Source organism: Pseudostreptobacillus hongkongensis (genome assembly GCF_001559795.1).
Classification (GTDB): Bacteria; Fusobacteriota; Fusobacteriia; order Fusobacteriales; family Leptotrichiaceae; genus Pseudostreptobacillus; species Pseudostreptobacillus hongkongensis.
Map to the genome: position 1 here is coordinate 22,145 of NZ_LOHY01000057.1, position 14,991 is coordinate 37,135.

Consider the following 14,991-nt stretch of genomic DNA (forward strand, 5'->3'; position numbering starts at 1 on the left):
TTCCATTGCAAAATATAAGAAGGTTGAAAACTCAACCATCTTATTACATTCTTTCTACTGTATCTATTCCAAGAAGACTTAAACCTTTTTTAATAACTTCTGCAGTTTTTTCACATATAGCAAGTCTTGCTTGTGTTAATTCTATATTATTTACATCTATTACTTGATTAGATGTATAGAATGAATTAAATTCTTTAGTTAAATCAAATAAATATTCAGCTATTAAATTTGGTCTATTAGATTCAAATGCTTTAATAACTGTATATCCTAACTTATGAAGTGTTACAAGTAAATTTCTTTCACTGTCAGTACTTCCTTCAACTAAATATTTATTTCCTTTTTCTATACCTTGAGATTTAGCTTTTCTAAGTATAGACATAATTCTTACATAACAATATTGTAAATATGGTCCTGTATTCCCTTCAAAACTTAAAACCTTAGACCAATCAAAAGTAATTCCAGTTGCCCTATTTTGACTTAAATCAAAGTATTTTATAGCTCCAACTCCAACAACTTCTGCTATATTTTCTTTTTCTTCATCTGATAATGTAGGATTTTTTTCATCTACAATTTTTCTTACTTCCTTATGAGCAACATCTAAAATTTCTTCTAGTCTTATTACATCTCCACCACGTGTTGAAAATATTGTTCCATCAGCAAATCTCATTATACCAAATTGAGTATGATGTTTTTTATAATCATATGGAGATCCTAACATTTCAGATATTTTAAATACTTGTTTAAAATGCCCTTGTTGTCTTTCATCAACTACATAGATAGCTCTATCAATGTTTAACTCATCTTTTCTGTAAATTATAGTTGCAAGATCAGATGTTGAATACAAGAAACTATTATCTTTTTTCTGTACTATACAAGGTGGTAATTCATCATTTTCAAAGAATACTACTAAAGCACCTTGATCTTCACGTGCAAGTCCTTTTTCTTTTAATTTTTCAAGAACTTTAGGCATCATATCATTATAGAAAGATTCTCCATTTATCAATTCAAATTCTATTCCTAATCTTTTATACACTTTATCATATTCTTTTAATGAATAAGTAATAAATTCTTTCCATAAAGCTAGATTTACAGGATCTCCACTTTGAACTTTTTTAAGTTCAAAACGTGCTTCTTCTTCTAGTTCTGAATTAATTTTTGCTTCTCCTGAGAATTTAACATAAAGTCTTTCAAGTTCTTCTATTGCACTTGTATTATATGCTTCTTTATCTAACCATTTATTATATGCCACTATTAATTTACCAAATTGAGTTCCCCAATCTCCTATATGATTATCTCCTAATACTCTAAATCCTAATTCTTTATATATTCTTTTTAAAGCATCTCCTATTATTGTACTTCTTAAATGTCCAACATGCATTCTTTTTGCAATATTAGGTGAAGAATAATCTATGATTACAGTTTCATCATTTGCTACATTATATTCATATTTTTCATTTATTAATTTTGCAGTTTCTTCATTAAGTATACTATCTGTAACAAATATATTAATAAATCCAGGCCCTGCAACCTCAATTTTTGAAATTATATCTTTACCATCAAATTTAGAAATTAATTCTTCTGCTATAACTCTTGGATTTTTCCCAATAACTTTTGATTTAGACATAGCAAAATTACTTTGAAAATCTCCAAATTCTTTTTTAGTTGAATTTTGCAAGTCATTTTTATCAAGTTTGATATCAAATATATTTGATACATTTTCTGATAAAACTTCTAAAACCTTATCAATTAATAATTTCATTATATACCTCTCTTATTATATTCTTTTTTTTATTATATTCTTAATCAAATTACTTGTCAACTAGAATAAACTTAATTGATCTGATTCTGAAAGAGTATCAGGGATACATCCATAAGTTTTTAGCATTTCAAGTACTGTTTTTGATATTTTACATCTCTTAGTTAAGTCTTCTATAGATGAAAATTCATTTTGATTTCTCTCACTTACTATAGTTTTAGCAACTACTTCACCTAATTGATCCATGGCAACTAAAGGTATCCTTATTTTACCATCTTCTATCTTAAATGTTACCGCTTCTGATTTATATATATCTATAGGCAATAAATCTATTCCTCTATGTCTCATTTCTATAAGTATTTCATATAGTATTATTTGTTTTTTATCAAGAACCTTTATATTATCAAGTGCCCTTTTAGCTGCTAAATTAGTTTTTAATTCTTCTATACTCCCACGCATATCCTTAAATGAAAAATCTTCATATTTTCTATTTAAAAATGCAGTATAGAATTCAAGTGGATAATATACCTTAAAATATGCTATTCTAACAGCCATCATAACATAGGCTGCAGCGTGTCCTTTAGGGAACATATATTTAATCTTTTCACAAGACTCTATATACCATTCTTTAATATGAGCATCTTTCATTTTTTGCTTATATTCTGCCCACTTTTCTTTATTCTTAGATGGTTGTCCTTTACGAACAAACTCCATAATATTAAATGCTTCTGATTTATCCATTTTCATATCAATTAAATGGTTCATAATGTCATCTCTAACTGTTATAACCTGACTTAAAGTTGCAACACCTTGTTTAACATATTCTTCTGCATTATTTAACCAAACATCTGTACCATGTGAAAGTCCAGATATTCTTACAAGTTCTGCAAATGTTTTAGGCATAGTATCTTCTAACATCTTTTTAACAAAATCTGTTCCAAATTCAGGTATACCATTAGTTCCAAGTTTAGTTCCTATTTGTTCAGGACTTACACCTAATGCTTCAGTTGAACTAAATAGACTTATAACCTTAGGGTCTGTTAAAGGTATAGTATAAATATCTACATCAGTTAAATCTTGTAACATTCTAAGCGTAGTTGGATCATCATGACCTAATATATCTAATTTAACTAACTGTTGATCCATAACGTGATAATCAAAATGCGTTATTATAGATCCAGAATTTTCATCATTTGCCGGATATTGCACAGGTGAAAAGTCATATATAGACTTATAATTTGGAACAACTATCATACCACCCGGATGTTGTCCTGTAGTCTTACGAGCACCTTCACACCCTTTAGAAACTCTAGTTATCTCTGCCTTATTTCTACTACAATATTCATCAGTCATTTTAAGTAAATTACTTTCTTCTAGTCCTCTTAAATCTGCATCTAACTTTTTAAGTGTATTACCATATTTATTTTGTATATCTTTTTCAAAATTTCTTTTAATATTTTCTTCAAAATATTTTTTAGCTATACCAAAAGCATTTTTTTCTGCAAGAGTAGATATAGTTCCTGCTCTAAATACAAAATCATCACCAAATAATTCTTTAGTGTATTTATGAATCTCACCTTGATATTCTCCAGAAAAGTTTAAATCTATATCAGGTGTTTTATCTCCTTTAAATCCCATAAAAACTTCAAATGGTATAGAATGTCCATCACGAACTAATTCATGATTACAATTAGGACATTTAGCTGGTTCTAAGTCAACCCCAGCTCCCTCAAAATCTTTTATATCAAAATATTTACATTCTGGACATCTATAATGTGGATATAGACCATTTACTTCTGTTATACCCATTAAATAGGCAACAAGAGATGAACCAACTGATCCTCTTGAACCTACTAAATATCCATTATCTACTGATTTTTTTACCAGTTTTTGAGCTATTAAGTATAAAACAGCAAAACCATTACCTATAATAGAATTAAGTTCCTTTTCTATTCTTTCTCTAACTACATCTGGTAAAGGATTACCATATAGCTCATATGCCTTGTTATATGACATACTTTCTACTTCTTCTTCAGCACCTTCCATAACAGGTCTATATTCCCCATCAGGTATAGGTTTTATTTTTTCTATTTGATCTGCAATTTTATATGTATTATATATTACTACATCATCCCTATCCTTACCAAGATAATCAAATTCATCAAGCATTTCCTCTGTTGTTCTAAAATAATTTGATGTATCTATATCATATGTTCTATATGCTTTTTCCGATCCAAGAGCAAGAGCTGATCTTGCTTTTTTATCTTTCTTATCTGCATAATAAACATTACCAGTTGCAACAACTATCTTATTCTTCTCCTTAGCCATTTCAACCATTTCTTTATTCATTTTTTGTATAAACTCAAATCCTGAAATTTCTTCTGTATATATAGAATCAGCATATATACTTTCAGGATATACTTGTACATAATCATAAAAATCCATAGCATCTAGTATTTCACTTTTACTCATACCTCTAATATATAGATCAACAAGTTTACCTTTATTAAATCTACCTGAATAAACTGGACTTGATGAAATCAATAAATTATCTCTATCTGTATTTATTTCAGATTTTAATATTCTTGGCTTTTTATCTCCATAGTGATAAAGATGTGCATTTGATACTAATTCATATAACCTTTTTAATCCATTTACATTTTTTACTAATATATTTACATTTTCAGTATCAGCCTTTTTTATTTCTTTTTGAACTTTAATGGCTATATCAGTTAGTTTTTCTACACCTAAACTTGACATATACTTCATTAAAATTTTAAATAACTCTGCTGTTGCTGCAGCATCATCAATGGCTCTATGGTGACTTTCAAGCTGTATATTAAACTTTTTACTTAAATGATCTAATGAATATTTATTTACATCAAGTATAAGAGTTTTAGCCCATTCTAATGTATCTATAACACTAAAATCTGTATCTGTATATCCTAATTGTTCACATTTTTTAGTTATAAATCCAACGTCAAATTTAGCATTGTGAGCAACAAGAGTACAGTCTTTAACAAAATCTAGGAATCTAGGCATAACATTTTCTATAGTTTCTGCATCTCTTACCATATTATCATTAATACTTGTAAGTTCTATGATTTTTTGAGGTATAGGCATTTCTGGATTAACAAATTCTGAAAATTTTGAAACAACCTTTCCTGCCTTTAGCTTAACTGCACCTATTTCTATGATTTTATCATTAATAGCACTAAATCCTGTTGTTTCTATATCAAATACTACAAATTCTTCTTCATTCATATATATATCTTTAGGATTTTTAACAAGAGATGCTTCATCATCAACAACATAGGCTTCTATTCCATATATTATCTTAAAATCTTCATCCATTTTTACATGCTTTGCAAGAAATGGAAAAGCATGAACTACCCCATAATCTGTAACAGCTACTGCTTTATGTCCAAAACCTTTAGCAATAGATATTAATTCTTTTGAATCAATAGTTGAAGTCATTTCACTCATATTAGTATGAGCTGCAAGTTCTATCCTTTTAATTTCACTATTATCAACTCTTTTTTCTTTACCATTTTCAACTATTTCAATTTTGCTTAATACTAAAGAATAATCATCAAAATATTTATTGTATTTTCCTTGAACTTCTACTATATCTCCAAGTTTAAATTGAATTTCTTCAATTGAATTTACAAACTTAGTACAGGCAATTGATGAATTTATATTATCTGTTATATATATAGATACCCTAACTTTACCATTTTTAGTAGTAAATAGGTCCATATAGAATATTTCACCACGTAGTGCTATTTCTTGACCTACTATTATATCTTCAAGTTCTTTAAATGAACTAACATTCATTTTAGTATATCTTGCCTTATTTTTTACTTCTATTCCTGATTTTTTAACCTCTGGTGCCTTTATATCTAGCTTATATTCTTTAACTATATTATCATCTGATTTAAACTCTACTTCTTCAACCTGATCTTCTACCATATATTTAATATTAACGTTATATCTTAAAGAAAACTTTTCATTTAAAAATCTATATATTTTCTTACTATTTTGCTCTATAATTTGAGAACTCATAGGAAAAATTCCACGACTTTTAATATTTATAGTATTATCTACTAATTTAAAGCTAACCTTAGGTAATTGAGAACCAAATAAGATATCTATTGATTTAAGATAAGTTATGGCAAATTTAACTATTTCTTCATCACTAAATTTTTCAGAATAACTTTTATTTAATATTTCAAACTCTATTTTTATATCATCTTTTAATTTCAATAAAATATTAGTTATTTTCTCTATATCCTCAAATACACCATCATTTAATTTTAATAATTCAAAATATATGATTACCTCATAATTTTTTGAATTAATAAGAGCTAATTCATGTATTTTAATGTTTTTTAAACCTAAATTATCTTCACTAACTTCTAATAAACTATAATTTGGTTTCATTAAATATCACTTTCCATTTCCCTTTTAATTTTTAAATATTCATCTATAAATGCATCTATATCCCCATCCATAACTTTATCTACATTTCCTTCTTCATAATTAGTTCTATGATCTTTTACTAATTTATATGGTTGGAATACATATGACCTTATTTGTGAACCCCATTCAATTTTAGATTCAACTCCTTTTAAGTTTTTAAGTTCATTTTCTCTATTTTGCATTTCTATTTCAAAAAGTTTTGCACGTAATACTTTCATAGCCGAATTAAGATTCTTACTTTGTGATCTTTCATTTTGACAAGTAACTACAATACCAGTAGGAATATGAGTTATTCTAACTGCAGAATCTGTAGTATTAACATGTTGTCCACCTGCTCCACTTGATCTATATGTATCTATTCTTAAATCTTCCTTTTTTAAATTCACTTCAACATCATCTTCTATTTCAGGTGTTACATTTACTGCTGCAAAAGATGTATGACGTCTAGCATTAGAATCAAAAGGAGAAATTCTAACTAATCTATGAACTCCTTTTTCACAACTTAAATATCCATAAGCATAATCACCTTTAATAGATAAAGTTATACTTTTAATACCGGCTTCATCACCATGTAAAATATCTAAAACTTCTATTTTAAATTTATGATTACCTGCCCATCTATCATACATTCTATATAGCATAGATACCCAATCACAGGCTTCTGTTCCTCCAGCTCCTGAATTTATTGTAAGTATTGCTGAATTTATATCATACTTACCACTTAAGAGTTCTTTTTTCTTAAATTCATTAAACTTATTTACAAATATCAAAGTTTCTGTTTCAAGTTCTACTAAGTCCACTTCTGATTGTTTATAGAAATCATATATTATTTCCATGTTATCATAAGAATCCACTAAATCCTTTATATCTTGTATCCTCTGTTTAATTATATATATATCTTTTAATACACTTTGTGATTTTTGATTGTTTTTATAGAAATTTTCATCCATAGTTTGTAATTCTAATTCTTTTAAACTATTTTCTAATTTTTCTAATTCAAAGATGCTCCTTTATAGATAAAAAATCATTTTTTTTATCTTCTATTAATTTTTTTAATTCATATTCTTCCATAGCCATAATATCACTTCCTTTTTATTTTAATTATTAATTCTATGAAAATATTTTTGTTAGTATTAAGTTAAGAACTATTACTATAACTATACTAGATAACATAATCTTCCCTAAATCAACCTTTTTAAATGTCATATATGCAATAATTATAGATGCAAATATAGAAAGAGCTACTTCATATACACTAGTTCCTATGGATATGAAAATATTAGGAAAAAATAGTATAACAAGTACAGAAATAGGTATAGCTTCTAAAAACTTATCCATAAATTTATTACGTGGAAGAGGGATAAATTCTCCTGCTATTCTAAAAAGTTGTGTTAATATCCCAACAAGTATAATTATTATCCACATTCTCATTCTTTATCACCTCTCATTGAAATACTAGCATATATTAAACTTGTTAGTATAAGTATAAGAACTATTTTTAAACTTTCACTAATACCATTAAATGGTGGTATAAATATGAAAACTAACTTAAGTATTAAAGTAATCAATATTATTCTAATATTTTTAAATTCTATCATAAGACTAGATATCATTAGAGATAAAAAAGTTCCATAAAGTGCAAATTTCATAGAGTTTATAATAATAGCAGGGACAAATGCACCTATTAAAACTCCTATTATTGTACTTATACCAAATGATAAATATCCAACAACATTTACACCTAAAGCAAATGACATATCTTTATTTTTTCTGATTGCTAAATATGCTATAGTTTCATCTGTATAAATTAAGCCTACTAAACATTTAGAAACCCTATCATAGTGATTAAGAGCCTTATACATAGGTATACTAATTAATACATATCTAAAGTTAAGCATAGCTGCTGCAAATACTGAGCTTAATATATCAAAATTACTTTTTGAAAATATATCCATAAGTAAAGTTTGAGATGCTCCTGAATAAATAAAAAAACTCATCATACTTGCAATTATTCCATTCATCCCATAACTATTAGATATTAGGCCCAATGCAAAGCCAAAAGGGAAAAATGCTATAGCTATTCCTTTACCAGAAATTGCCCCCTCTTTAAAACTTTTTATATCAAATTTATTTATTAAATCCATATTACTTCAAATCTCCCCAAGTTTTACCTATGTTATAGTTAACTTGTAATTTTATTTTTTCAAATTTTATAGTTTCTTCCATTATTTTTTGTATTTCTTCATGTATAGCTATATTTTCATCCTTTACTTCAAATATTAATTCATCATGTACTTGAAGTAACATTTTAACATTTTCATTACATAATTTTTCATATATATTATACATTACCTTTTTAATAATATTAGCTGCTGTTCCCTGTATAACTGTATTAACAGCCATTCTATTTGCAGCTTCTTTAACATTAATATTAGATGAATTAATATCATATACATAACGACGTGTTCCATAAAGTGTTTCTACATATTTATTTTTTCTACATTTTTCTATAATTTCATCTAACAGCTCTCTTACTTTAGGATATTCTCTAAAATATGTATCTATATATTCTTTAGCTTCTCCTACTGTTATTTTAAGTTCTTTAGAAAGTCCAAAAGGAGTTTTACCATATAAAACTGAGAAATTAATAACCTTAGCTATATTTCTTTGATATTTATTAACCTTTTCATTTTCATTTAAAACAAATATTTTACGTGCTGTTAATTCATGTAGATCTAAATTATGTTTATATGCATCTATTAAATTTTTATCTCCAGAAATTTCTGCAAGTACTCTTAATTCTATTTGAGAATAATCAAATGACATAAGACTATATCCAGGAGATGATATAAATCCTGTTCTAATTTTAGTTCCTTCTGTTGTTCTTGTAGGTATATTTTGTAAATTAGGGTTTTGAGAAGATAATCTCCCTGTTGTAGTCCCCGTCTGATTATATGTCGTATGTATTTTCCCTAATTTTTGTAATTTAAGTAACGGTTCTACATATGTAGATCTCAATTTTTCATATTCCCTATATTCCAATATCTTTTCAGCTATAAGTATTCCTCTATCTTTTAAAAGTTCAAGAACTGCTGCATCTGTTGAATAATTACCGTTTTTATTCTTTTTTCCACCTTCTATACCTAATTTTTCAAATAATATATTTGATAATTGTTTAGGAGATGAAATATTAAACTTCTCACCACTCAAATTATATATCTCTTCTTCAATTTCAGAAATTTTTGATATTAGCTCATAATTATATTTTTCAAAATATTTCATATCTATAGAAATACCATTATCTTCCATATATTTTAAAACTTTAGTAAATCTTTTTTCTTCTAGATAGATTTCATACATATTAAGTTCTTTTAATTTATTAGTTAATATTTCTTCTAGCATATATATGCTATATGATATATTAGATAATCTAGAGATATAGTAAGTTATTAACTCATCAGTTGATAATTTTGAAATAGATTTTTTATCATATTCTTCTATTGATATATTTAACATTTCAAAAGCCATTGTTTCTATTTTTTGAGCCCTATCAGTTCCTAAAGTGAAATTAGCAAGTAAAATATCAAAATATTTTTTAAAATCTAATCCTAAATTTAAAATTTCCTTATTCGAAAATACTATTACATCTAAATCATTAGATATATCTGTAATTTTACTTGAAACTTTAAACAGATCATCTGCATTATCATCTTTTTCTAAGCAAATATATACTTCTTTACCATTAAAATATGATAAACCTTCATCACCATAATAAAATGAAATTTTAGATTTCTCAGCATTTATTTTAGTTGTAAAATCAGATAAATTATCAATTTTATTAATTTTAAATTCAACCTTATTAGAAGATCTGTTTTCAGATAATTTTGAATATTCTTGTTTTAAATCATATTCAAGATAAAGTTTTTCTAATATTTCAAAGTTTTTACCTTTAAATTCACCATCTTCTATATCAACATCTAATTCTAAGTCACTAAATACAGTTGCAAGATCACGACTAATATATGCCATTTCTTTGTTTTCTAAAAGTTTTTCTTTAACCTTACCTTTAATTGAATCTATATTTTCATATATATTTTCTAAAGTTGAATATTCATTTATTAACTTTATACCTGTCTTAGGACCTATCCCTGCAACCCCGGGTATACCATCACTACTATCACCCATAAGTCCAAAAAGATCTTTTATTTGATTAGAATTTACACCTAAAAATTCTACAACATCACTTTCTGTTTTAACTAACATATATGGATCTGTTTGTTCTTTTTTACCCATAAGTGCTATAGTAATATTCTTGTCTAATATTTGTGCTAAATCTTTATCTCCTGTAATAACTATAACTTCGTAATCAGGTGAATATTTTTTAGAAAGTGTAGCAATAACATCATCTGCTTCATAACCTGAAAGGCTAACACGTGGTATACCATAACCTGATAATACTCTATCTATTCCATCAATCTGACTTGCTAGATCATCTGGCATTCCACTTCTATTTTCCTTATATTCACTATATATTTCACGTCTTTTAAGTTCTGCTCTTTTAACATCTTTTGCAGCTAAAATATAGTCAGGTTTAAAATATTCTATAGCTGCATCAAGTTGTTTAATAAATCCTATTAATGCACCAACAGGAGCTCCTGTACTACTTCTTAAATTATATAATGCAAAATATGCTCTATACATTATTGCACTTGTATCTAATATTAATAATTTTTTCATAATTCTCCTTATTTTTCTCTTATTGCATTAAGTATAGTTTCTATTATAACCCCGTCATATTCACCCAAATGATATTTATTTTTAATATTAACATCTGAATATATCATTTTTTTTATACTATCAGGATATTCTGATAAAATTTTTGTAATTTTAATTCCATCAACTAAAAAAACACTAGGTATTTTACCTTCAGGATTAAGTGATAATAGTAATTCTTTTTCAAGAGATCTTAATCTATAATCAATTTCAACAAAAGGTATATATTTGGCAAGCGTTTCAAGAACTGCTACAAAACGAGTACAATCTGGACACTCTGGATGTGCAAAAACTAAAAATGTCTTTTTTTCACCTATAGATGATAATTCTTCTATTATATCTTCATCTATATTTACTCCTCTCATTGCTGCTATTTGTCTATCTCTATATTCTATCTTATCTGTAAATTTTAAATACTCTTTAAATGTAGCCACATCGCACCTCTTTTTTATTTATTCTATCATATTATTATACTATATTTTGAATTAAAAATATAGGTTCAAATTATTTATTTAATATATTTTTCATAACAAAAATAGGAGATATTTTTAAATTCTCCTATTTAACAAAATATATATAGATCAAAAAAGATCTCCTCAGAGATCAAATTTATTCTAATTTTTAATTTTAATAAAAAAAATACAAGCGTATGCTTGTTTAATTAATGGGGTGACCGACGGGACTTGAACCCGCGACAACCAGTGCCACAAACTGGCGCTCTACCAACTGAACTACGGCCACCATAAAAAATGGAGCGGGAAACGAGGCTCGAACTCGCGACATTCAGCTTGGAAGGCTGACACTCTACCAACTGAGTTATTCCCGCTTAGATAACCGAATAATTATCCGTCCCCTTTGGACTATTATAGTATAGCAAATTTTATAATATCTTGTCAACAATTTTTTAATTATTAATTTTTTCCCTAAATTAAAATATGATAATGTCTTAATATAAATAAAAATGAAAATATCTTAAATTAAAAATATAAATGTAATTGATTATTTAATATTATTAGATTATTATGTAATTATCTTTAGTTTAGAAATGAGGTAATTATATAAAGGATTTTTTCAAGAATGAATGAATTAAATAAATATAATATTATTAATGATTTAGTTTTAGGTAAAATTAACAAGAATAGAGTTTATTTGATTTTGAATTTAAAATGAGGGGAAAACTGGTTTTATTCATGGTAATAGAAATAAAAAAACTTCAACTACTATTTCTAAAGAAATTAGTAATACAATAATAAAAGTATTTACTCAAATATATGAATGTAAAATAAATATAAATCATCTAAATCTAGAAGAAAAACTAAAAGTATAATTAAAAAACAAATAAAACTTAAACAAGAAAATGATATTATTAAAGATAAAAAAGAAATTAATTATCATATTAAATTCCTAGAAGCCCTAGAAACTGAAAATTTGCCCCCTACTCTTGCAAGAAAAAAATATGCTGGTGAATTAATATAAATGTATGCTTCTTCTCTTGATTGGGTTGAAAATGGCGAAATTTGGTACACTTTTCAAACTATACACTGATGCTAGATCTGTTTTTGAATATAAAAGGAAAAATACAAATGATATTTCTAAAAATACTTTAACTCAATTTCAATATACTTGTAGTCAACTAGGTATAGAAATATATGTTACTTCTCTCCCACAAGCTAAATGAATTCTTAAACTACTACATTCAAAAATACAATCAGTAATTTGCCATACAATTAGATAATAGAAAAAATGTATTTCAAATACAAAAGTATTTAGAAAAATTAGATACAATATTAGCTATAATTGCTCCTAGAAACATTCAAAGTGGTTGTTTTATTAAATATAATAACAGGAAATACTTCCCATATGACTCTAACGGAGAGAAAAAACTATTTAATAAAAATGTTAAGTACTTAGTTATTAAAAATCTTACCGAAAGTCTTTATTGTAATATTAACAATAATATTTATATTTTAGAAGAAGTTAAAGAATTTGAAACATTTTCAAGTGAATTTGATTATGATATTGTTAAAGTTCAAAAAGAGAAGAAAAAATATATTCCTCCTCTAACTCATCCGTGGAAAGTTGAATACTTTATAAAGTATATGATTAAAATTGAGAAAGACCTAATTTAAAAAGAGGGGATAATCCCCCTCTAATTTAGGTCTATATATTATATATTTTTTGAGACATTTTCATTTTTAACTGGCATAGCAAAATTTAGACCACTTCATATAAAATTAAACTTATTAAAATATATAATTAAATCCAAATGAACCATAAGGAATAAATCCTTTTTGCCCATATTCAGACCAAGTATATTTAACTCCAAGTTCAGGAATTATATTAAATTTATTTATTCTCCAATTATATCTAATTCCTGAATCTACAGACCAGTAAAGTGTAGTTTCAGATTTTGGATTATTATTTTCTTTCGTAATATATGTACTTCCACCAATTCTACCTTTTAATTTTGCTTCAAAATTCATATAATTTACATTAGCACCAATTCCTGTACCATAGTATATATGATGTTTAATGATTTTTTCGTTATTTTTCTCTATATTTTTTATTTCGCTATTTAATTTGTCTATAGACTTCCCAATTTCATCTTTTAATACTTTTTTTAATCCTGTTCCTTTAACTTCTTCAGCATATAGTTTTGAAACCTTATCAAATTCTTCTTTTATAGATTGATACTCACTATCTTTAGAAAAGAATGAATAAAATCTCTCAAAAGCTTCTTTCATTTTTGAATTATCAACAACTCCAGTTTTTATATCATAAGATTCTTTTAGCGCCTTTAATCCATATTCTATACTTTCAGAATTATAAGGACCTTTAAAATAATTCATAGCATTAGCTATATTTTCTACTTCAACTTCCAAGTTATTAGAATTTATAGCATTTTCCAATTCAGAAATTGTAGTTTTAAGATTAGGTCTCTTTTCCTTAATTATTGAAAGTAATTTAGTATACGCATCTTTTCTTGTAACCTTATCATTTAAAAGTTCTTTAATTTCTTTTACCTCTTCATTATCATCTTTTAATTTTCTAGTATTTTCAATTATTTTAGATACATCACTCTCATTTTCAATATCTTTTTTTATACCTTTTAAATCCTCTAACTTATTTTTTGATTTTGTTAATGTATCTAATTCTTTATATTCTTTAATCCGTTCATATCCAGCAAATACTTCAGCATTAACTTCAACATATTCATTTATTTTATATTTACCTTCTATATTTTGTTCTACCATATCAAAAAAACTAGTTTTAGTATTTAAAGATATATTTTTATGTGGTTGTACATTAATTTCTAAAATAGGTCTTAATCCCTCCATTTTTATATCTGTACCCACTGTAGTTGCTAAAATAAGTTGTGGGAATAATATAATTGCATATTTTTTCATATCTACTCCTTTTTTTATGTGATATACTATTAAAATTATTAGAATGTATAATTAAATCCAAATGAACCATAAGGAATAAATCCTTTTTGCCCATATTCAGACCAAGTATATTTAACTCCAAGTTCAGGAATTATATTAAATTTATTTATTCTCCAGTTATATCTTACACCACTATCCAAAGAAGCATAAACTTTATTTTCTATATTTACATTATCATTTATTTTAGTTAAATAAGTACTTGCTCCTATTCTACCCTTTAATAAAGCTTCAAAATTCATATAACTAAATTTAGAACCAAGTCCCACCCCATAATATATATGATGTCTGATTAAATTAGAACCTTCACCTCTATCTATTTGTCCAATTCTTCTTGTTAAATCTTCAATTTTTTTATTAACCGTATTTTTTATAGTTTCTTTTTTTTCATCAGCTTTATCATATAATTTAGAAACGCTTGAAAAATATTTACTTATATTTTTAAAATCTTCACTTTTAGAAAAAAACATATAAAATTTTTCAAAAGCTTCTTTAACTTTTTGATTATTTACTTTTTCATTATCAAAAGCATTTTGA

The 14,991-nt window shown here is 25.9% G+C and carries 10 protein-coding genes and 2 tRNA genes; 1 reads left to right on the forward strand and 11 read right to left on the reverse strand.

All coding sequences use genetic code 11. From position 1 onward, the window contains the following. Positions 1–43 precede the first annotated feature (43 nt). The 9 genes from argS to AYC59_RS01485 all read right to left on the reverse strand — a co-directional run bounded on the left by argS (position 44) and on the right by AYC59_RS01485 (position 11,837). The gene (gene argS / locus AYC59_RS01445) at positions 44–1,759 is read right to left on the reverse strand and encodes an arginine--tRNA ligase (protein ID WP_066894491.1); all 1,716 of its coding nucleotides are present in this window, start codon (positions 1,757–1,759) and stop codon (positions 44–46) included. A 60-nt stretch (positions 1,760–1,819) separates the two neighbouring features. Then, entirely contained in the window at positions 1,820–6,199 is a 4,380-nt protein-coding gene (locus AYC59_RS01450) for a PolC-type DNA polymerase III (protein ID WP_066894493.1), read from the reverse strand. After that, a protein-coding gene (gene prfB / locus AYC59_RS01455) for a peptide chain release factor 2 (protein WP_415635716.1) occupies positions 6,199–7,309 on the reverse strand; the annotation gives its coding sequence in 2 pieces (ribosomal slippage) (positions 6,199–7,245 and positions 7,247–7,309; 1,110 coding nt in all). The genes AYC59_RS01450 and prfB overlap by 1 nt, the downstream gene beginning before the upstream one ends. A 39-nt stretch (positions 7,310–7,348) precedes the next feature. Continuing rightward, on the reverse strand, positions 7,349–7,669 hold the full coding sequence (locus tag AYC59_RS01460; protein WP_066894497.1) for an AzlD domain-containing protein: 321 nt from the start codon (positions 7,667–7,669) through the stop codon (positions 7,349–7,351). Further along, positions 7,666–8,382, reverse strand: a complete 717-nt coding sequence (locus tag AYC59_RS01465; protein ID WP_066894499.1) for an AzlC family ABC transporter permease — start codon at positions 8,380–8,382, stop codon at positions 7,666–7,668. The genes AYC59_RS01460 and AYC59_RS01465 overlap by 4 nt, the downstream gene beginning before the upstream one ends. Before the next feature lies 1 nt (position 8,383). After that, entirely contained in the window at positions 8,384–10,975 is a 2,592-nt protein-coding gene (gene polA, locus AYC59_RS01470; RefSeq protein WP_066894501.1) for a DNA polymerase I, read from the reverse strand. Between the two features lie 8 nt (positions 10,976–10,983). Then, positions 10,984–11,445, reverse strand: a complete 462-nt coding sequence (locus tag AYC59_RS01475; protein WP_066894503.1) for a thioredoxin family protein — start codon at positions 11,443–11,445, stop codon at positions 10,984–10,986. 231 nt (positions 11,446–11,676) lie between these two features. After that, a tRNA-His gene (locus AYC59_RS01480) sits at positions 11,677–11,752 on the reverse strand. A gap of 9 nt (positions 11,753–11,761) precedes the next feature. Continuing rightward, positions 11,762–11,837: transfer RNA gene (locus AYC59_RS01485), tRNA-Gly, on the reverse strand. A 681-nt stretch (positions 11,838–12,518) separates the two neighbouring features. On the opposite strand from AYC59_RS01485, the gene AYC59_RS01490 reads away from it, so the two are divergent. Continuing rightward, a complete protein-coding gene (locus AYC59_RS01490; RefSeq protein ID WP_156445449.1) occupies positions 12,519–12,689 on the forward strand; it encodes a hypothetical protein in 171 nt (56 codons plus the stop codon). A gap of 565 nt (positions 12,690–13,254) precedes the next feature. Here the strand turns inward: AYC59_RS01490 and AYC59_RS01495 are convergent. After that, a complete protein-coding gene (locus AYC59_RS01495; protein ID WP_066894508.1) occupies positions 13,255–14,418 on the reverse strand; it encodes a coiled-coil domain-containing protein in 1,164 nt (387 codons plus the stop codon). Between the two features lie 38 nt (positions 14,419–14,456). Then, on the reverse strand, positions 14,457–14,991 hold a 535-nt coding region (locus AYC59_RS07890), incomplete at its 5' end, for a hypothetical protein (RefSeq protein ID WP_169792212.1).

Excerpts from the sequence above, each read along its gene's own strand:
- argS (WP_066894491.1), bottom strand. The coding sequence starts at position 1,759 with ATGAAATTATTAATTGATAAGGTTTTAGAAGTTTTATCAGAAAATGTA.
- AYC59_RS01450 (WP_066894493.1), bottom strand. The coding sequence starts at position 6,199 with ATGAAACCAAATTATAGTTTATTAGAAGTTAGTGAAGATAATTTAGGT.
- AYC59_RS01460 (WP_066894497.1), bottom strand. The coding sequence starts at position 7,669 with ATGAGAATGTGGATAATAATTATACTTGTTGGGATATTAACACAACTT.
- AYC59_RS01465 (WP_066894499.1), bottom strand. The coding sequence starts at position 8,382 with ATGGATTTAATAAATAAATTTGATATAAAAAGTTTTAAAGAGGGGGCA.
- polA (WP_066894501.1), bottom strand. The coding sequence starts at position 10,975 with ATGAAAAAATTATTAATATTAGATACAAGTGCAATAATGTATAGAGCA.
- AYC59_RS01490 (WP_156445449.1), top strand. The coding sequence starts at position 12,519 with ATGGCGAAATTTGGTACACTTTTCAAACTATACACTGATGCTAGATCT.
- AYC59_RS01495 (WP_066894508.1), bottom strand. The coding sequence starts at position 14,418 with ATGAAAAAATATGCAATTATATTATTCCCACAACTTATTTTAGCAACT.